Genomic DNA, 17,723 nt, shown 5'->3' with positions numbered 1-17,723 from the left:
GTGTCTTTGCTCGGGTTCGCCCGACCGATCCCAAGGTTTTTATTCGTTTATCAACGCCTTTGCGATCCCCCCTGAGCCTCACCCTCGAAGCCTTCCGTCCCCCTCAGGCGGCGCCTCCGGCGAGGGGGGGCAGGAAGGGGACTCTTCCATGCGCAAACTCTGGCTGACTTTCTCTCAAACCGCGACCATCGCCCTGGCGGTGTTCTTCGTCGTGGCGACGTTGCGGCCAGAGCTTCTGCCCTGGACGAAGGCGACGCAAACCGTCGCCACCGTGCGCGAAACCGGCGCTCCAGCGCCGGCCGCCGGAGGGTCCCCCGGCCCCTGGACCCTGAGCACGGCGGCGGCGAAGGCCATGCCCTCGGTCGTGAACGTTTTCACGTCCAAGGTGGTTACTGCGCCCCGTCATCCCCTGCTGGACGATCCCCTGTTTCGCCGCTTTTTCGGCGATGAGTTCGACGACGAGGCACGCCAGAGTTCCAGCCTCGGCTCGGGGGTCATCGTGAGTCCCGAGGGTTACATCCTCACCAATCACCACGTGGTGGAAAAGGCCGATGAGATCGAAGTGGCCCTGGCCGACGGGCGTAACGCCAAGGCCCGCCTGGTGGGCTCCGACCCGGAAACCGATTTGGCCGTCCTCAAGATCGATTTGACGCCCCTGCATCCGGCGACCTTCGGGCATCCCGAGGCATCCCGGGTAGGAGACGTGGTGCTCGCTATCGGCAACCCCTTCGGCGTGGGACAGACGGTCACCATGGGCATCGTGTCCGCCGTTGGCCGTACCCATCTCGGCATCAATACGTTTGAAAACTTCATCCAAACCGACGCGGCGATCAATCCCGGCAACTCGGGCGGCGCGCTGGTGGATGCCGAGGGCAACCTGATTGGGATCAACACCGCCATTTATTCCCAAAACGGCGGCTCCATGGGGATCGGTTTCGCCATTCCCGCCAGCTTGGCCAAGCAGGTGATGGAGCAGATCATCGCCGAAGGCGGCGTAACCCGGGGCTGGATCGGCGTCCAGATCCAAGACCTCACGCCGGAGCTGGCCGAATCCTTCCGCCTCGGCTCCACCCGGGGCGCTCTGGTCACCCAGGTGATGAAAGGCGAGCCGGCGGAGCGGGCGGGAGTGAAGCCCGGCGACGTCCTGGTGGCGGTGGAGTCCAAGCCCGTGGCCAACGCCTCCGCCCTGCTCAACTTGGTGGCGGCCCTCAAGCCCGGCCAGAAGGCCCAGCTCACCCTCTTGCGCAACCAGAGGGAGCTCCAGGTAACGGTGCAAGTGGGCAAGCGGCCGCAGCCCGGCGCCTCCTAAGAGTGGAGACCCGCCCCGCGCGGCGCGGATCAGTGCTCTCCGCGCTCAATGCGATCCAGCTCCCGCTCCATTTCCTCGTCTGACAGGGGACGGTAGCCCTCCTCGGCCCGCCGGGCGAAGAACCGGGCGAGGAAGATGCCGGCCTCGTAGAGCAAGCACAGAGGCACGGCCAGCATGATCTGGGAAATCACGTCGGGAGGTGTAACGATGGCGGCAATCACGAAGGCGCCGACGATGACATAAGGACGCGCCTGCTTGAGCTTGTCGATGCTCACCACGCCAAAACGCACCAGCACGATCACCGCAATCGGCACCTCGAAGGTGATGCCGAAGGCGAGAAACAGGGTCATGACAAAATCCAGGTACTTGCTGATGTCGGTCATCACCGCTACCCCTTCTGGCGCGATGGCGGTGATGAACCCGAACACGACCGGCATCACCAGGAAGTAGGCGAACGCCATGCCGGCAGCAAACAGCACGGTGCTGGACACCACCAGGGGCAGCACCAGCCGCTTCTCGTGACTGTAGAGGCCGGGAGCGACGAAGGCCCAGAGCTGGTACAGGATATAGGGCAGCGCCACCAGAAAGCCCGTCAGCATCGCCACCTTGACCGGCACGAAGAAGGGCGTCACCACCTCGGTGGCGATCATCTGCCCGCCCTGGGGCAGTTTGGCCAGTAGCGGCTTGGCGAGCAGGGTGTAGAGGTCTCGCGCCCAGGGGAACAAGACGGCAAATACCAGCAGCCAGGCGATCAGGGCTCTGAGCAGCCGGTCGCGCAGCTCGACCAGGTGGGAGACGAAGGTTTCCTGCTGGTCCATGGGGCGGCGGGCTCAGCGCTTTTGCTCGTCGGTGGCGGACCGCCCCCGCGCCTCGCCCTCCCGGGATGGAAGGGAGACGGGCTCGGCGGTGGTGACGCCCTCGACCGTCGATTTTTCCACCGCTTCCGCCACCGCCTGGATCTCCCGCTCGGCTCGGTTCACTTCTTCATGGAGCGAGCGCTCGATCTCCCGGGCCGACTCTTCTACCGAAGCGCGCATCTTGCGCAGCTCCTCCAGCTCCATCTCCCGGGCGATGTCCGCCTTCACGTCGTTCACGTAACGCTGCAGGCGCCCGAGCATATGCCCCAGCGTACGCGCCACCTTCGGCAGCCGCTCGGGACCGACGACGATCAGGGTGACGAGGGCGATGACGAGCAGCTCTGAGAAACCGATGTCAAACATTTTGCGCGTGAAACGCTCGGGGAAGATCCAGGAGGGGCAAGGAGAAAAGAGCCGAATGGAAGGTCGAACGTCCTGCTCCCCGGCGACTCAGCTGCCGCCTTTCAGCGTTCACGAGTCGCTTGTCACAGCCTCTACGCCTTGGTTTCGGTCTTTTCCTTGACCTCGCCCTCGATGGTCTGCTTGGAAATCTGAGGCTGGCCCTCGTCCTTGTCAGCCTCGCCCTCTCTCATCCCTTGCTTGAAGCCTTTGACCGCGGCCCCCAGGTCGGCACCCATGTTGCGCAGCTTCTTGGTGCCGAACACCAGCAGAATGATGAGCAGAACGATGAGCCAGTGCCAAATGCTGAAGGTACCCATGGGGTGACTCCTGTGCTAGGGCGCGTGCGGGCGCACGAGCATGGGCGGCAGGACTTCCTTGTCCCCGATCACGTGCACGTGCAGATGAAATATTTCCTGCCTGCTGATGCGTCCGGTGTTGATGATCACGCGAAAGCCCTCATTCAACCCCTGCGCCTGGGCGAGCCGCGGTGCCATGACGAGGATCTTGCCGAGGACCCCACGATGAGCTTCCGTCACGTGCGCAAGGGATTCCACGTGCTGCTTGGGGATGATCATGAAGTGTACCGCGGCCAAGGGGTTAATGTCGTGGAAGGCCAGGATCTCTTCGTCCTCGTAGACCTTGCGGCTAGGGAGCTCCCCCCGCACGATTCTGCAAAATACGCAGCTGTCCATCCGCCCAAGCTCATTAGACGTTCAAGAATTCACAGAGTTTTTCAACGGTCACCCCGGCTCGCCTTTTCCTCGATGCCCGAAATGCCTTCCCGCCGCCTGAGCTCTGCCAGGACGTCGTCCGGCCCGAGCCCATGATAGGCAAGAAGCACGAGGCTGTGAAACCATAGATCGGCGGTTTCCCGCACTAGATGGAGCGGATCCCCCGACTTTGAGGCGAGCACCGTCTCGGTGGCTTCCTCGCTGATTTTTCGAAGAATAGCATCCTCCCCCTGGCTGAACAACCGGGCCACGTAGGAGCTTTCCGGACTCGCCTGCCGGCGGGCGGCGATGACTTCCCCCAGGCGCTTGAGCACGTTCGCATCGATCATGCGCCGGCCTCCTTGCGCCCAGCCTCCGAATAGATCTCCTCCGGGTCCTTGAGCACGGGCTCGGTGGCGACCCACCGTTCCTGCTGCAGCTCGCGGTAAAAACAGCGCTCCCGTCCCGTGTGGCAGGCGATGCCCCCGATCTGTTCCACGGTAAGGAGCACCACGTCGCCGTCGCAGTCCAGGCGGATGGCTTTCACGTGCTGCACATGGCCCGATTCTTCTCCCTTGCGCCACAAGCGACCCCGGGAACGGGACCAGTACACGGCCCGGCCACTGCGGGCGGTCTCATCCAGGGCCTGCCGGTTCATCCACGCCACCATGAGCACCCGGCCAGTGCGAGCGTCTTGGGCGATGGCTGGCACCAATCCCCGCTCGTCCCAGGCGACCTCGTCGAGCCAACTCACTTTCCCCGCTCCTTACCATCGGACCTCGATACCGTGGCGCGCCAAGTGCTCCTTGGCCTGGCGCACCGTGTACTCACCGTAATGGAAGATGCTCGCCGCCAACACCGCGTCGGCGTGTCCCTGGAGGATACCCTCCACCAGGTGGTCCAAGTGGCCCACGCCGCCGCTGGCGATCACCGGGATGTCCACTGCGTCGCAAACCGCCCGGGTGAGGGCCACGTCGAAGCCGCTCCGGGTCCCGTCCCGGTCCATGCTGGTGAGCAGCAGCTCTCCTGCACCGAGGGCCTGCATGCGGCGCGCCCACGCTATGGCGTCGAGACCGGTCGGTCGGCGCCCGCCGTGGGTGTAGACCTCCCAGCGCTCGGCGCCCCCGACCCGCTTGGCATCGATCGCCACCACGATACACTGGGCGCCGAAGCGCTGGCTTGCCTCAGCCACGAAATCAGGGTTTTCCACCGCCGCCGTATTGATGCTCACCTTGTCCGCGCCGGCGTTGAGCAAGGTGCGCACGTTGTGCACCGTGCGCACTCCACCCCCCACGGTCAAGGGAATGAATACCTGGGCTGCCACCCGTTCGATGATGCCGACGAGGGTATCCCGTGCCTCGGCGCTAGCGGTGATGTCCAGGAAAGCGAGCTCGTCCGCTCCCTGCTCGTCGTAGCGGCGGGCGACCTCCACCGGATCGCCTGCATCCCGCAGGTTGACGAAGGAAATCCCCTTGACCACCCGGCCCTTGTCCACGTCCAGGCAGGGAATGATACGCTTGGCAAGGCCCATAAGGGTCTCTTACTGGCCCTAGCCCTTGGCGCTCAGCTCATCTGCAAGCTTTTGCGCCTGGACGAAATCAAGCCGGCCCTCGTAAAGGGCTCGCCCAGTGATGGCGCCGATCACCCCGTCGTCCTCCGCCTGGCACAGGGCCCGGATGTCCTCCAGGCCGGTCACGCCGCCGCTGGCGATCACCGGAATCTTGAGCCGCCGTGCCAAGGATACGGTCGCATCGATGTTGATGCCCGTGAGCATGCCATCGCGCCCGATGTCCGTGTAGATGATGGCTTCGACCCCATACTCCTCGTACTTGCGGGCGAGGTCAAGGGCATCGTGGCCGGTCATCTTGGACCAGCCGTCCACCGCCACCTTTCCGTCCTTGGCGTCCAGACCCACCATGACGTGGCCCGGGAAGGCGTAGCAGGCATCATGCACGAATCCCGGGGTCTTGACCGCCGCGGTGCCGATGATCACCCAGGAAATGCCATCATCCAGATAGCGCTCGATGGTTTCCAGATCCCGTATGCCGCCCCCGAGCTGCAGGGGCACCTCGTCGCCCACCTCTGCGACGATCTCCTTGATCACCGCCTCGTTCTTGGGCCGGCCGGCAAAGGCCCCGTTCAGGTCTACCAGGTGGAGTCGGCGGGCTCCTAGTTGCACCCAATGCCGCGCCATCTCCGCCGGATCCTCGGAGAAGACGGTGGCCGTATCCATCACGCCCTGTTTGAGCCGCACGCACTTGCCGTCCTTGATGTCGATCGCCGGAATGATCAGCATGCCCACCCCTGCGTTGAAACGTTTTATCCTCCCTCCGTCACGCCCGCCCGGCTGCCCCTATGCCCGAACCGTAGCCATGTCGCTGGGCAACGGCACGGCGGAACCCCCGAAGCGTCCGTCCCAGGCGATGAAGTTGGCGAGCAGCTGCAGCCCCACCGCCTGGCTCTTTTCCGGATGAAACTGAACCGCGAAAACGTTACCGTGCGCTACGGCACAGGTGAAGGCGAAGGGATAAAGGCTATAGGCGGCCACCAATCCGGGATCGCCCGGCTCCGGGTAATAGCTGTGGACGAAGTAGAATCGGGCATCGGTCGGGATCCCCCGCCACAAAGGGTGCTCGATCACCGGGTAGACCTGGTTCCAGCCCATGTGGGGCACCTTGAGCTTACGCCCCTCGGCGTCCACCATGGCATGGGACGGGAAGCGCAACACTTTGCCCGGTAGCACCGCCAAGCCCGCCACGTTCCCCTCTTCGCTCCACTCGAAGAGCATCTGCAAGCCGATGCAGATGCCCAGGAAGGGCTTCTCCCGCGCCGCCGCCACCACCGCTTCCCGCAGACCGGTGGCGGTTAGCTCCCGCATGCAGTCGGGCATGGCCCCCTGGCCTGGGAATACCACCCGGTCAGCCGCCTCCACCACCGCGGGGTCCCGGGTGATTTCCACTCGGGCATCGGGGGACACGTGCTCCAAGGCCTTGGCGACCGAGCGCAGGTTGCCCATCCCATAGTCGACCACCGCAATGCGTCCCGCGCTCATAGGACCCCCTTGGTGGAGGGCAGCACATCCCCTTGGCGAGGGTCCTGTTCCACCGCCATGCGCAACGCTCGGCCAAAGGCCTTGAACACGCTCTCCGCCTGATGATGGGCGTTGCTGCCCGAGAGGTTGTCCACGTGCAGGGTCACCAAGGCATGGTTGACGAAGCCCTGGAAAAACTCCCGCACCAGGTCCACGTCGAACTCGCCCACTCGGGCGCGGGTAAAAGGCACGTGAAACCACAGGCCCGGTCGTCCGGAGAGGTCGATCACCACCCGGGTGAGGGCTTCGTCCAGGGGCACGTAGGCGTGGCCATAGCGGCGCAGCCCCCGTTTTTCGCCCAAGGCCCGGGCCAGCGCCTGGCCCAGGGTAATGCCCACGTCCTCCACCGTGTGATGGGCATCGATGTGCAGATCGCCCTCGGCCGTCACCTCCAGGTCCAGCAGCCCGTGGCGTGCCACTTGGTCCAGCATGTGATCGAGGAAGGGCACGCCCGTGGCGAGCCGGGCGGCGCCGGCTCCGTCTAGGCGAAGGGCGACGGTGATCCGGGTCTCCTGGGTGTTGCGGGTGACGGTTGCTTGGCGTACGCCTACGCTCTGCGGCATGGTGGAAGGGGGTGACGGTGTATCCAGCTTCGGGCTAGGGCTTGGGTGGAGCGATCGGGACGAGATCGGAATGTCCGTGGGAGCGTGCCGGGCTAGTCGCCGCCGAAAGGCTTGCATCCAAGGCGGCGAGGAAACGCTCGTTTTCCTCAGGCGTACCCACGGTCACCCGCAGACAATCGGCGAGCAGACGATGGGAGCCGCTTAGGTCCTTGATCAGCACGCCCTGTCGTTTGAGGCCTTCGAACACGTCGCGCGCCCGGGCGACCCGAAACAGCAGGAAATTGGCTCGGCTCGGGTACACGGTGACGCCCGGCCGTTGACCGAGTGCACAGGCAAGCCGCTCCCGCTCGCGGCGGATGGCGGCCGCTTGCGCTCGCAGCACGTCTGAGCGCTGCAACACGGACTCGGCCACCACTTGGGTCAACACGCTCACATTATAAGGCAGCCGCACCTTTTCCAACTGCTCCAGCCAGGCGGGCGGTCCCATCAGCACCCCCAGCCGCAGGCCGGCCAGACCCAGCTTGGAGAGGGTGCGCATCACCAGCAGGTGCTCGTAGCGTTCCAGCGCGTCTAACAGGCTTTCTTCGGCGAAGGCATGGTAAGCCTCGTCGATCACCACGAGCCCGGGCGCCGCTTCGATCAGGCGAAGAAGGGCCGAGCGGTCGAACAGGTTGCCGGTGGGATTGTTGGGATAGGCGATGAAAATCACGGCCGGCCGGCGCCGTTCCACGGCGGCGAGCACCGCCTCCAGGTCCAGGGAAAAGTCCGGCTTGAGGGGCACCCCTTCGTAGGCCATGCCGGTCCACGTGGCGATCAGGCGGAACATGACGAAAGTGGGCTCCACCGTGAGCAAGACCGCCCCGGGCCGGGAAAGGGCGAGGGCCAGGATCTGGATCAGCTCGTCCGAACCGTTGCCCAGCATGAGCCCGCTGCCGGCCGGCAGCCCGAAGAACGTCCGTAGCCGCGCCTTGAGCGCCGGGGCCAGGGGGTCGGGATAGCGGTTGAGGGCAGTGTGCGCGGCGAGCCGCCCCACTTCCGCCTGCACCTCGGGGGGTAGGCGGTAAGGGTTCTCCATGGCGTCCAGCTTCACCATCCCCCGGCTCGGGGGCACAGAGTAGGCCGAAAGGGCCAGGATCTCCGGGCGCAGGAGCTGTTCGGGTCTCAACGCCATAAAGCCATCCTTATTTGAGCTCCACCCTCAGCTCCGCCGAGCGGGCGTGGGCCTCCAGCCCCTCGCCCCGGGCCAGAGTGGCGGCGACCCGGCCTAGGCGCGCAGCCGCTTCGGCACCGACGCGAATGACGCTGGAGCGCTTCTGGAAATCATAGACCCCCAGGGGGGAAGAGAAGCGGGCCGTACGGGAGGTGGGAAGCACGTGGTTGGGACCCGCACAATAGTCTCCCAGGGCCTCGGAGGTGTACCTGCCAAGGAAGACGGCACCGGCATGGCGGATCTTCGGCAGCCAGCGGTCGGGCTCTTCCACCGACAGCTCCAAATGCTCGGGAGCGATGCGGTTGGCTACGGCGCATGCCTCTTCCAGGTCGCGCACGGCGATGAGGGCGCCGCGGTTTTCCAGCGCCGACCGGATCACTTCCCGGCGCTCCATGCGGGGGAGGAGCTCTTCGATGCGGGCCGCCACCGTGTCCAGGAAGGCGACGTCGGGGGACACTAACAGGGCCTGGGCCAGTTCGTCGTGCTCGGCTTGGGAAAAGAGATCCATGACGATCCAATCGGCAGCGGTGGACCCGTCGCAGATCACCAGGATCTCGGAGGGACCGGCCACCATGTCGATCCCCACTACGCCGAAGACCCGGCGCTTGGCCGCCGCCACGTAGGCGTTGCCGGGCCCCACGATCTTGTCCACCTGGGGTACCGTCTCGGTACCGTAGGCGAGGGCCGCCACCGCCTGGGCGCCGCCGATGGTAAACACCCGGCTCACCCCGGCGAGGGCTGCCGCGGCCAACACCAGCTCGCTCAGCTCCCCCCGGGGCGCCGGCACCGTCATGATCAGCTCGGGCACACCCGCCACGGCGGCAGGAATGGCGTTCATGAGCACCGATGAGGGGTAGGCCGCCTTGCCGCCGGGCACGTAGAGCCCCACCCGGTCCAGGGGCGTCACCTGTTGTCCGAGCAGCACCCCTTCTTCGTCCGTGTAGGACCAGGAGGCCAGTTTTTGCTGCTCGTGATAAGTGCGAATGCGCTTCGCGGCTCGGTCCAGGGCGCTCCGCTGGTCAGCGGGCAGCCGCGTGAGGGCCTGCCGCAACCGCTCCAAGGGCAGCTCTAGCTCGGCCATCGACCGGGCGTCGAGACCGTCAAAGCGGCGGGTATACTCCAGCAGCGCCGCGTCCCCTCGGCGCCGCACCTCCCCCAGGATTTCCGCCACGGCGGCCTCCACCCGGGGATCCTGGGCAGACTCGAAGGCCAGCAGCTCGGCGAGCGCCGCGTCGAAACCGGCTTGGGTCGTGCTGAGGCGCCGCATCCTAACCATGGACCACCTCCTGTCCCTGTCCCGCCACCACTTGGGCCAGGGAACGGATGAGGGGTTGGATTTCGGCGCGGCGCAGTTTCAACGCGGCCTGGTTCACGATGAGGCGGGAGGACACCACCATCACTTCCTCCACCGCCACGAGGCGGTTAGCCTTGAGGGTGTTGCCCGTGCTCACCAGGTCCACGATGGCGTCGGCAAGCCCGGTCAAGGGGGCGAGCTCCATGGAGCCGTAGAGCTTGATCAGGTCGACATGCACGCCCTTGGCCGCAAAGTGCTCCCGGGCCGCCGTCACGTACTTGGTGGCCACCCGCAAGCGGGCACCGCGGTGCACGGCGGAGGCATAGTCGAACCCGTCTGGCACCGCCACCATCATTCGGCAGGCGCCGATGCCCAGGTCCAGGGGCTGATAGAGGCCCGTCCCGCCATGCTCCACCAGCACGTCCCGGCCGGCGATCCCCAGGTCCGCAGCCCCGTGCTCCACGTAGGTGGGCACGTCAGCCGCCCGCACGATCACCAGCCGCAACCCTTCCCGGGAAGTGGGCAGGATTAGCTTGCGGGACCGGGTGGGATCGTCCCGTGGAACGATGCCCGCCGTGGCAAGCAGCGGCAGGGCCTCCTCTAGGATGCGGCCCTTGGACAGGGCGATGGTGATTCCGGTCACGTCGGGAAAATCGAAAATTTTCGTTATCTTACCCCAGAGCACGTGGGAGCGCCGGGTCTTGGCTGCCTTTGTCGGGGCAGGACGGGCTCAATAGGGCAGCCACTGGGGCCGCTTGGCGGAAATGACTCGGGTGTTGACCCCCACCCAATTGAGCCCCCCGAACAGGCGCGCATGCTCGATCTTTACGCACCGGTCCATCACCACCTCCAGCCCGGCGGCCAGGGCCTTCTGCGCTGCGTCGAGATTGACCACGCCGATCTGCATCCAGAGCACCTTGGCGCCGATCGCGATGGCCTGGTCGGCGATGGGAGGAATGTCGGCGCTCTTGCGAAAGCAATCCACGATGTCCACCTGCTCCGGGATGTCGAGCAAGCTGGGATAGCACTTCTGCCCCAGCACCTCCCTGTAGGAGGGGTTGACCGGAATGACCCGGTAGCCGTGGTCCTGCATGTACTTCGCCGCGAAGAAACTCGGCCGGTACCAGTGGGCGGAGATGCCCACCACGGCGATCACTCGGTTCTCCTTGAGGATGCGCCGCAGGGTAGGGATGTCGGGTTCCAGGTCCATGGGGTGGATGAAAGGGTGGCCGCGGCCGATGATTTTACCACTGCACCTTCTTTGCCCCCGCATTGTGGGATAGCGGCCGCCCGGGCTCGGTCCCGCCGGCGTCGGCGGCCAGGGCTTCCAGGGCCGCCAGGCGCGTCGCCTTGTCCTGACGAGCGAGCGCCTTGACCGCAGCGTAGAAGCGCACAAGATCGCCGCCCTCTTTCACAAGCAGCGCCTCGAATGCCGGCACGAGCTGGGTATAGGCGGCGACCGACGCCAGATGGGCGTTGTTGAGCTCCCCGTCAAACCAGTGGTCATAGCCGGAGAAGCCGCCCCAGCGTTCCTTGAGCCGCTGGTAGGCCTGGGCGAGGGCGCCGAGAAGGTCTTTTTTCTGCGACCGCTTTTCCTCCTCGGCAACATCAGCGCCGTAGAGCTCTTCCAGCCGTCCCCGGTATTCCAGCACCAGCCGGACGAACTCCTCCCGACGTCCCCGAGCCGCCGCCTCGGCGGCGCGCAGGGCGTCGTTGCCTTGGGCCTCAAGCCAGCGGCGCACCCCCTCCCGCTCGACTGCCGTCGCGAAGGACTCGTTGAACACGGAATCGTCCCACACGTATACCACCTGGTGGGCGAGCTCGTGGAAAATCAAGCGCGCGACCTCGGTCTCGGGATAGCGGATGATGGTAGAGAGCACCGGATCCTCGAACCAGCCTAGGGTGGAATAGGCCGGCACACCCCGCACCACCACGTCGTAGCCTCGGGCCTTGAGCCCCGCGGCGAAGGCCTCCGCTTGCTCCCGGGCATAGTAGCCCCGGTAGCCTACGCAGCCTGCCATTGGAAAGCACCATTCCTTGAGCCGGGTGGAAAACTCTGGAGTAGCGAACACGTTCCACACCACGTAGGGCCGGTCCAGGGCGGCATAGCTGCGATAGCTCCCGTTGTCGGGTAACCCCAGCTCCCGGCTGGCGAATTCCCGGATGGCCAGCACCCGCTCGAGCCGATGCTTCACAGAATCGGGCGTGGCGGAATCGGCGAGCACCTGGACAATAGGCTGGGCACGGCGCATCACTTCCAGGTGCCCGCTCACCGACTGGACGTAATAGCCCACATTGGAGCAACCGGAAAAGAGAACGGCAGAAAATATCCAGGCGATGCGGCCTGCCGCGGAACGCATGATTTGATCTTAGCTCAGAAAGCGGCGCAGGCGCTCGACGCCCTCCTCCAAGCGCGGGAGCGAGGTGGTATAGGCGAAGCGCATGTGGCGGCCGGCGCGGTACTCTCCGAAATCGATGCCCGGCGTCACCGCCACGCCTGCTCGCTCCAGCAGCTCGAAGCAGAAGCGGTAGCTGTCTTCGGTCAAGCGGTCGCAGCCGGCGTACACATAGAACGCGCCCTGAGGCACGAGGGGAATGTCGAACCCCAGAGACCGCAGGGCCGGCACCAGGAAGTCCCGCCGCCGCTCGAACTCGCGCCGGCGTGTTTCCAGGATTTCCACGCATTCGGGGGTGAAGGCCGCGAGCGCCGCGTGCTGCGACAGGGTAGGCGCGGAGATGAAGAGGTTCTGGGCGAGCTTTTCCGCATGCCGTTCGTAGCCCTCGGGGCACACCAGCCAGCCGAGGCGCCAGCCCGTCATGCCGAAGTACTTGGAGAAGCTATTGATCACGAACGCTTCCGAAGCGAGCGCAAGGGCCGTGCCCACCTCTTCTTGTCCATAGGTGAGGCCATGGTAGATCTCGTCCACGATGAGCCAGGCACCGCGGGACGTCACCCGGGCCGCGATGGCCTGCAGGGTTTCGGGGGCGATCATCGTGCCGGTCGGATTGGAAGGGGAGGCGAGCATGACCGCCCGGACCCCATCGTTCCAGTGGGCATCGATCAGCTCCGGTGTCAGCTGATAGCCGGTCTGCGGCCCCACGGGGACGCCCACGCTTTCAGCGCCGACAAAGCGCACGAAGTTGCGGTTGCACGGATAACCCGGGTCGGCCATCAGGACCCGGTCGCCGCAATCGAGAAGCACGCCAGCGGCAAGCAGCAGCGCGCCCGAAGCCCCCGGCGTCACCAGGATGCGAGAGGGTGCGACTTCCACTGCGTAGCGGCTGCGATACCAGCCGGCGATCGCCTCCCGCAGGGTCGCAAGCCCCGCCGCCGCAGTGTAGCGGACGCAGCCCGCCGCCAGCGCCCGGCGCGCGGCCTCCAGCACCGGTGCAGGGGTATCGAAGTCGGGTTCCCCGATTTCCATGTGGACGATGGAACGCCCTTCGGCCTCCAGCGCCTTCGCCCGAGCGAGGAGCTCCATCACCTGGAACGGCCGGATGGCGCGCAAGCGCCGCGCGACGGAGGGCTCTTGGCGAGGCATGGAAAGACGGGAGCGAACGCGTTTGTCGTCCATTGTAGCGAACCCGGCCACATCAGGATGGGATTCTTGTGCAGCAATTTCTTAATAGTTTTTTGCATGTTCATATGTTGATTGAATTTTCGGCCATCCTCGCCTACCCTTACAGAAGGCTTCGATGGCGGTCATCCCGCCTTCGGCCTCCTCCCGTCCTCCTCGGGGTGCGGGAGGGAAGCAGCGATGGAGGGCAGTTGCCAGGACAGGTTTTCTCTCGACTGCGGGTACGGCTCCTGCTGCTGGCGCTGCTCGCCTCGCTCCCAGCGCTCGTTCTGGTCGCGTTCTTCGCCGAGGAGCGGCGGGTCGAGGCGGCGGAAGACGCCCGGCAGGCTGCCCTTCAAGTGGCGCGGGACACGGCCTTCCATCATCGGCAACTGGTCGAGCAGACTCGGCGCCTTCTGCTCAGCCTCGCCTACGCACCCGCGCTGAGGGGCGATGACCCGGACGCTTGCAGCGAGAGCCTGCGCGAGGCGGTAAAGACCACCAGCACGTATGTAAACCTGGGCCTCATCCGGCCGGACGGCGCCCTATTCTGTAGCGCCCTGCCCTTCAACGGCCCCCTGGATCTTTCGGATCGGGAATACTTCCAGCGCGCCCTGCGCACCCGCAGCTTCGTAGCCGGCAATTACATGGTGGGCCGGGTGAGCGGCGAGCCCAGCATCGTCTTCGCCCTGCCCATCCTCACCCAGGATCCGGCCCGTACCTCGGTCCTCTACGCCGCCGTGTCCCTTCGTTGGATTCGCGAACACGTCGATCAGCGCATGCTCCCGGCGGGCTCCCAGGTGATCGTGACCGACTCCGCCCAACGAGTGCTGGTCTACCTTCCGGACGGCCATGGATGGACGGGCAGGGTGGTCGACGACACCGAGATAGGGCGAGCAATCGCCTCGGCCCGGGGCGAAACCACGGTGGAGGCCCGCGGCCTCGATGGGGAACGACGCCTGTTCGGGATCGTCCCTTTCCACGAGAGTTCGAGCGGCGACAGTCTCCACCTCGCCGTGGGCATTCCTCTCTCTGTGGCCTACGCCGAGGCGACCGCTCAGCTTATGACGGGAATCGCCGCCGTGGGCCTCGCCATCGGGGCCCTGGTGCTCTTCATGGGGTGGGGCGCAAAGGTCTTCGTGCTGCGCCAGATGGACGACCTGCGGCACACCGCCCAGCGGCTGCAAGGGGGCGACCTGAGCGCCCGGGCACAGGTGTCGGGGGGAATCGCGGAAATCGAGGAGCTGGAAGGCGCTTTCAATACCATGGCCGAAGCCCTAGAGAAACGGGTCCGGGAGATTGAGACCCTGAACCGCCTCTATGCCACTCTATCCGCCGTCAACGGCACTATCGTACGGTTGCGGGAGCGGGAAGCCTTGCTCGGCGAGGTCTGCCGTATCACCCAGGCCTTCGGCGGTTTCCTGCTGGTGGCCGCAGTAGAATACGCGGAGGAGACTGGGACCGCGCGCCTCGTGGCCCATGCAGGCGATCCAGCGCTTTCCGCCGCCCTGGGCGCGGGCTTAGAGGCCGATGCGGCGCACCCGGACGCCCCCACCTGGGACGCCCTTCGCCGTGGCGAAGACGTGATCTGCCAGGCCACCGAAACCTTGAGCGCGCAAGGGCCGTTCTTCCAACTCGCCCGCCTCCGCGGCTGCTGCGCGTGCGCCGTGCTGGTGCTCAAAGGCGAGCGTATTTTCGGGACCCTCAACCTTTATGCCACAGACCCCCGCTTCTTCGCAGGGGAGAGCCTGCGGCTGCTCCGGGAGATCGCCGGCGATGCAGCCTTCGGTCTGTCCGTGACGGAAAAGGAAGCCCAAGTCCAGTACCTGTCTTTCCACGATCCCTTGACCGGGTTCGCCAACCGGACTTTGTTCCAGGACCGGGTGACCCAAGCGCTGGGCCGTGCCCGGCACGCCCGGCGCGCCTTGGCGGTCGTAGCAGTGAGCGTGGAGCGCCTGGTCCAAATCAACGACATCTTCGGCCGAGGGACGGGGGATGCGGCGCTTCGGGCCGTCGCCCAGGCCCTGAGCGCCGGTCTGCGGGAGGGCGATACCATCGCTCGGCTCAGCGGGCATCAATTCGGTCTTCTCTTGGCGGACCTCGCCCACGCCGAGGACGCCGCCGCCGTGGCAAGACGCCTCCTTGACCGCTGTCCTGCTGCCGTACCGGGCCCCCATGGGGAAGTGACCTTCGGCCTCGCCGCCGGCGTAGCGATCTTCCCCCAGGACGGAGAAGACACGGAACACCTCATCCGCCACGCAGAGCTTGCCTTGCGTTCAGCCGTCCCCGAGACGGGGTACACGCTTGCGTTCTTTTCCCACGCCATGGGCGAGCGAGTGAAGGCGCGCCAAGCCATCGAGTCGAGCCTGGCCAACGCCTGGGCGCGGGGCGAGATGGCCCTGCACTACCAGCCCATCGTGGATCTATGGACCGGTGAGGTGATCGGCGCCGAGGCGCTGACTCGGTGGGAAAGCCCGGCCCTCGGACCGGTACGCACCGACCAGTTCATCGAAATCGCCGAAAGCACAGGTCTCATCGTCCCCCTGGGCGAGTGGATATTCGGCGCTGCCTGCCGCCAGGCAAAGCAATGGGCCGAGGCCTTGGGGCAACCTTTCCGGCTGGCGGTAAACATCTCCCCCCGGCAGCTCGCCCAGCCGGACTTCGTCCAGCGCTTCGCAAGAGTGCTTGAGGAATGGGGATCGGGCCAGCGCTGCATCCAGATGGGGCTCGAAATCACCGAATCGGCACTGATGCGCAATTTGGAACAGGCGGCACATACCCTCCAGGCAGTGAGAGACCTCGGAGTTTTCGTGGCGATCGACGATTTCGGCACCGGCTACTCCAGCCTCGCCTACCTGCGCAAGCTGCCGCTTGACACGCTCAAGATCGACCGCTCCTTCGTCCGGGATGTGGTGACCGACCCCCATGCCGCCGCCGTCGTAAAATCCATCATCGCCTTGGGCCAGAGCCTCGACCTGCGCATCGTCGCCGAAGGCGTCGAGACCGAAGACCAGTTCCGGCTCTTGCAAGAGCTCAGGTGCGATGCCGGGCAGGGTTATTTCTTCGCCCCGCCCCTGCCGACGGCTGAGTTTGAAGGGCGATTCCTGAAACCAAGGAGGCTTGACCTGTGAAGATCGCCATCGTGGGTGCCGGCGGTGTCGGCGGGTACTTCGGCGCGCGGCTCGCCGCCGCCGCAGAAGACGTGACCTTCATCGCCCGGGGCGCCCATTTGGCGGCCATGCAGAAACACGGGCTGCGGGTGCGCTCGGCCCGGGGGGACGTGCACCTCAAGCCCGTGAAAGCGACCAGCGACCCGGCGGCCGTAGGCCCGGTGGATCTCGTCATCATCGCCGTTAAGCTCTGGAGCACCGAGGAGGCCGTGGAGGCGGCAAAACCCTTACTCGGGCCCCACACGGGCGTCGTTTCCTTCCAAAACGGAGTGGACGCCGTGGATATCCTGAGCCGCCGCCTGGGGCGCGCCCATGCCATGGGGGGTGTGGCCCACATCGCAGCCCTGATCGAAGCGCCGGGCCTCATCCGCCACAACGGCACCCTGGCCCAGCTTACCTTCGGCGAGCTGGACGGGACGCTTTCCCCTCGGACCCAAGCGTTCCTGGAGGCCTGCACGAGGGCGAGAATCGAGGCCCATGTCTCCGAGGACATCGAGCGGGTCATCTGGGAGAAGTTCGTGTTTCTGGTGGGACTGTCGGGCTTGACCTCCCTCACCCGCCTGCCCATCGGCCCGATTCGGGAAGACCCGGTCACTCGGGAGATGCTGCAGGACGTGATGAACGAAGTGGTGGCGGTGGCCCGGGCCAAGGGAATCGAGCTCCCCGTCGACACGGTGGAGCGTCAGATGCGCTTTACCGACAGCCTTCCCCGGGACATGGTTTCCTCCATGCTGGGGGATTTGCGTCGCGGCAACCGGCTCGAGGTGGAGTGGCTCTCCGGCGCGGTGGTGCGGCTGGGCCGGGAAGCCGGCATCCCCACCCCCCTCAACCGGGCGATCCACGCCGCGCTGAAGCTGCATGCAAACGGCGCCGCGGCGCTCTCGTAGTCCCTCAAATTCCCCAGCCGGTTACCGGGATCGTCTGCCCGGTGATGCCCGCGGCCGCGTCTGAGGCGAGAAACACCACCACCCGGGCGATGTCTTCCCGCTTGGTCCATTTCTTGAGGTCCTTGGGCTTCATGGCCTCGATGTTGGTGGCGGTGTCCACCAGCCCAGGGGCGACGGCGTTCACCCGGATGCCATAGTCCCTTCCCTCCAGGGCCAGCGTCCGGGTCAGGGCGTCCACCCCCGCCTTAGCGCAGTTGTAGGCCACCATGTTCGCCTGAGGCGCTCCCGCCCGGGAGAAGTTGATGATGATGCCGCCTCCCGCCTCCTTCATGCGCGCGAAGGCGGCACGGGCACAGAGGAAGGCAGAAAGCAGGTTGTTGCCCACCTCCTGCTGCCAGTCCTCCAGCGTGTGCTCCACCGCCGGCTTGTAGCGGGTGAGCCCGCCAGCCAGGTTGACCAACACATCGAGCCGGCCGTACTCGCCCATGACCCGCTCGATCGTCTGATTGACTTGAGCCTCGTCGGTGAGGTCCACCGAGATGGGCACGACCCGTGCGCCGCTCGCCATGAGCTCCTCCGCCCGCGCCTGCACCTTGTCCCGGCTGCGGGCGGCGATGGCGAGCCACGCCCCTTCCGCCCCCAGGGCCCGGGCGACGGTAATGCCCACCTGGCC

At 65.9% G+C, this 17,723-nt stretch carries 20 protein-coding genes; 3 read left to right on the top strand and 17 right to left on the bottom strand.

Annotated elements, in window-relative coordinates; all coding sequences use genetic code 11:
- Window positions 1–148 precede the first annotated feature (148 nt).
- A complete protein-coding gene (locus V7Q81_RS08675) occupies window positions 149–1,309 on the top strand; it encodes a Do family serine endopeptidase (protein ID WP_333842127.1) in 1,161 nt (386 codons plus the stop codon).
- A gap of 29 nt (window positions 1,310–1,338) precedes the next feature.
- Here V7Q81_RS08675 and tatC read toward each other — a convergent pair whose 3' ends face one another.
- The 16 genes from tatC to V7Q81_RS08595 form a co-directional block, all read right to left on the bottom strand.
- A complete protein-coding gene (tatC, locus tag V7Q81_RS08670; protein WP_333842124.1) occupies window positions 1,339–2,127 on the bottom strand; it encodes a twin-arginine translocase subunit TatC in 789 nt (262 codons plus the stop codon).
- A gap of 12 nt (window positions 2,128–2,139) precedes the next feature.
- A complete protein-coding gene (gene tatB / locus V7Q81_RS08665; RefSeq protein WP_333842122.1) occupies window positions 2,140–2,529 on the bottom strand; it encodes a Sec-independent protein translocase protein TatB in 390 nt (129 codons plus the stop codon).
- Window positions 2,530–2,660: 131 nt separating this feature from the next.
- Window positions 2,661–2,885, bottom strand: coding sequence for a Sec-independent protein translocase subunit TatA (gene tatA, locus V7Q81_RS08660; RefSeq protein ID WP_333842119.1), 225 nt, complete (start codon window positions 2,883–2,885; stop codon window positions 2,661–2,663).
- A 15-nt stretch (window positions 2,886–2,900) separates the two neighbouring features.
- Window positions 2,901–3,260, bottom strand: coding sequence for a histidine triad nucleotide-binding protein (locus V7Q81_RS08655; RefSeq protein WP_333842117.1), 360 nt, complete (start codon window positions 3,258–3,260; stop codon window positions 2,901–2,903).
- 41 nt (window positions 3,261–3,301) lie between these two features.
- Window positions 3,302–3,628: a phosphoribosyl-ATP diphosphatase gene (locus tag V7Q81_RS08650; RefSeq protein WP_333842114.1), complete on the bottom strand. Its 327-nt coding sequence runs from the start codon at window positions 3,626–3,628 to the stop codon at window positions 3,302–3,304.
- Window positions 3,625–4,032, bottom strand: a complete 408-nt coding sequence (hisI, locus tag V7Q81_RS08645; protein WP_333842112.1) for a phosphoribosyl-AMP cyclohydrolase — start codon at window positions 4,030–4,032, stop codon at window positions 3,625–3,627. Before hisI ends, V7Q81_RS08650 begins: the two co-directional genes overlap by 4 nt.
- A gap of 12 nt (window positions 4,033–4,044) precedes the next feature.
- Window positions 4,045–4,809, bottom strand: a complete 765-nt coding sequence (hisF, locus tag V7Q81_RS08640) for an imidazole glycerol phosphate synthase subunit HisF (protein ID WP_333842109.1) — start codon at window positions 4,807–4,809, stop codon at window positions 4,045–4,047.
- Window positions 4,810–4,827: 18 nt separating this feature from the next.
- Window positions 4,828–5,574, bottom strand: coding sequence for a 1-(5-phosphoribosyl)-5-[(5-phosphoribosylamino)methylideneamino]imidazole-4-carboxamide isomerase (hisA, locus tag V7Q81_RS08635; RefSeq protein ID WP_333842106.1), 747 nt, complete (start codon window positions 5,572–5,574; stop codon window positions 4,828–4,830).
- A gap of 57 nt (window positions 5,575–5,631) precedes the next feature.
- On the bottom strand, window positions 5,632–6,330 hold the full coding sequence (gene hisH, locus V7Q81_RS08630; protein ID WP_333842105.1) for an imidazole glycerol phosphate synthase subunit HisH: 699 nt from the start codon (window positions 6,328–6,330) through the stop codon (window positions 5,632–5,634).
- Entirely contained in the window at window positions 6,327–6,932 is a 606-nt protein-coding gene (hisB, locus tag V7Q81_RS08625) for an imidazoleglycerol-phosphate dehydratase HisB (RefSeq protein ID WP_333842102.1), read from the bottom strand. Before hisB ends, hisH begins: the two co-directional genes overlap by 4 nt.
- A 34-nt stretch (window positions 6,933–6,966) precedes the next feature.
- Window positions 6,967–8,103 carry a histidinol-phosphate transaminase gene (gene hisC, locus V7Q81_RS08620; protein ID WP_333842099.1) on the bottom strand — a complete coding sequence of 379 codons (1,137 nt, stop codon included), beginning with the start codon at window positions 8,101–8,103 and terminating at the stop codon, window positions 6,967–6,969.
- A 10-nt stretch (window positions 8,104–8,113) separates the two neighbouring features.
- Window positions 8,114–9,418, bottom strand: a complete 1,305-nt coding sequence (gene hisD, locus V7Q81_RS08615) for a histidinol dehydrogenase (RefSeq protein ID WP_333842096.1) — start codon at window positions 9,416–9,418, stop codon at window positions 8,114–8,116.
- Window positions 9,411–10,079 carry an ATP phosphoribosyltransferase gene (gene hisG, locus V7Q81_RS08610; protein ID WP_333842094.1) on the bottom strand — a complete coding sequence of 223 codons (669 nt, stop codon included), beginning with the start codon at window positions 10,077–10,079 and terminating at the stop codon, window positions 9,411–9,413. The genes hisD and hisG overlap by 8 nt, the downstream gene beginning before the upstream one ends.
- An 87-nt stretch (window positions 10,080–10,166) precedes the next feature.
- Window positions 10,167–10,646 carry a CoA-binding protein gene (locus V7Q81_RS08605; protein ID WP_333842092.1) on the bottom strand — a complete coding sequence of 160 codons (480 nt, stop codon included), beginning with the start codon at window positions 10,644–10,646 and terminating at the stop codon, window positions 10,167–10,169.
- A 34-nt stretch (window positions 10,647–10,680) separates the two neighbouring features.
- Complete coding sequence (locus tag V7Q81_RS08600) at window positions 10,681–11,796, bottom strand: aminopeptidase (RefSeq protein ID WP_333842087.1); 1,116 nt, start codon at window positions 11,794–11,796, stop codon at window positions 10,681–10,683.
- 9 nt (window positions 11,797–11,805) lie between these two features.
- Entirely contained in the window at window positions 11,806–13,011 is a 1,206-nt protein-coding gene (locus tag V7Q81_RS08595) for a pyridoxal phosphate-dependent aminotransferase (RefSeq protein WP_333842085.1), read from the bottom strand.
- Window positions 13,012–13,205: 194 nt separating this feature from the next.
- On the opposite strand from V7Q81_RS08595, the gene V7Q81_RS08590 reads away from it, so the two are divergent.
- Window positions 13,206–16,124 carry an EAL domain-containing protein gene (locus V7Q81_RS08590; RefSeq protein ID WP_333842083.1) on the top strand — a complete coding sequence of 973 codons (2,919 nt, stop codon included), beginning with the start codon at window positions 13,206–13,208 and terminating at the stop codon, window positions 16,122–16,124.
- Entirely contained in the window at window positions 16,121–17,050 is a 930-nt protein-coding gene (locus tag V7Q81_RS08585; protein WP_333842081.1) for a 2-dehydropantoate 2-reductase, read from the top strand. Before V7Q81_RS08590 ends, V7Q81_RS08585 begins: the two co-directional genes overlap by 4 nt.
- Window positions 17,051–17,054: 4 nt before the next feature.
- Here V7Q81_RS08585 and V7Q81_RS08580 read toward each other — a convergent pair.
- Window positions 17,055–17,723: SDR family NAD(P)-dependent oxidoreductase (locus V7Q81_RS08580; protein WP_333842079.1), on the bottom strand; the 669-nt coding region annotated here is incomplete at its 5' end.

It is taken from the genome of Pelomicrobium sp. (assembly GCF_036803785.1).
Lineage (GTDB): Bacteria > Pseudomonadota > Gammaproteobacteria > Burkholderiales > UBA6910 > Pelomicrobium.
The sequence above is the reverse complement of the archived record's forward strand: the minus strand, read 5'-3'. Positions and strand labels throughout refer to the sequence as shown.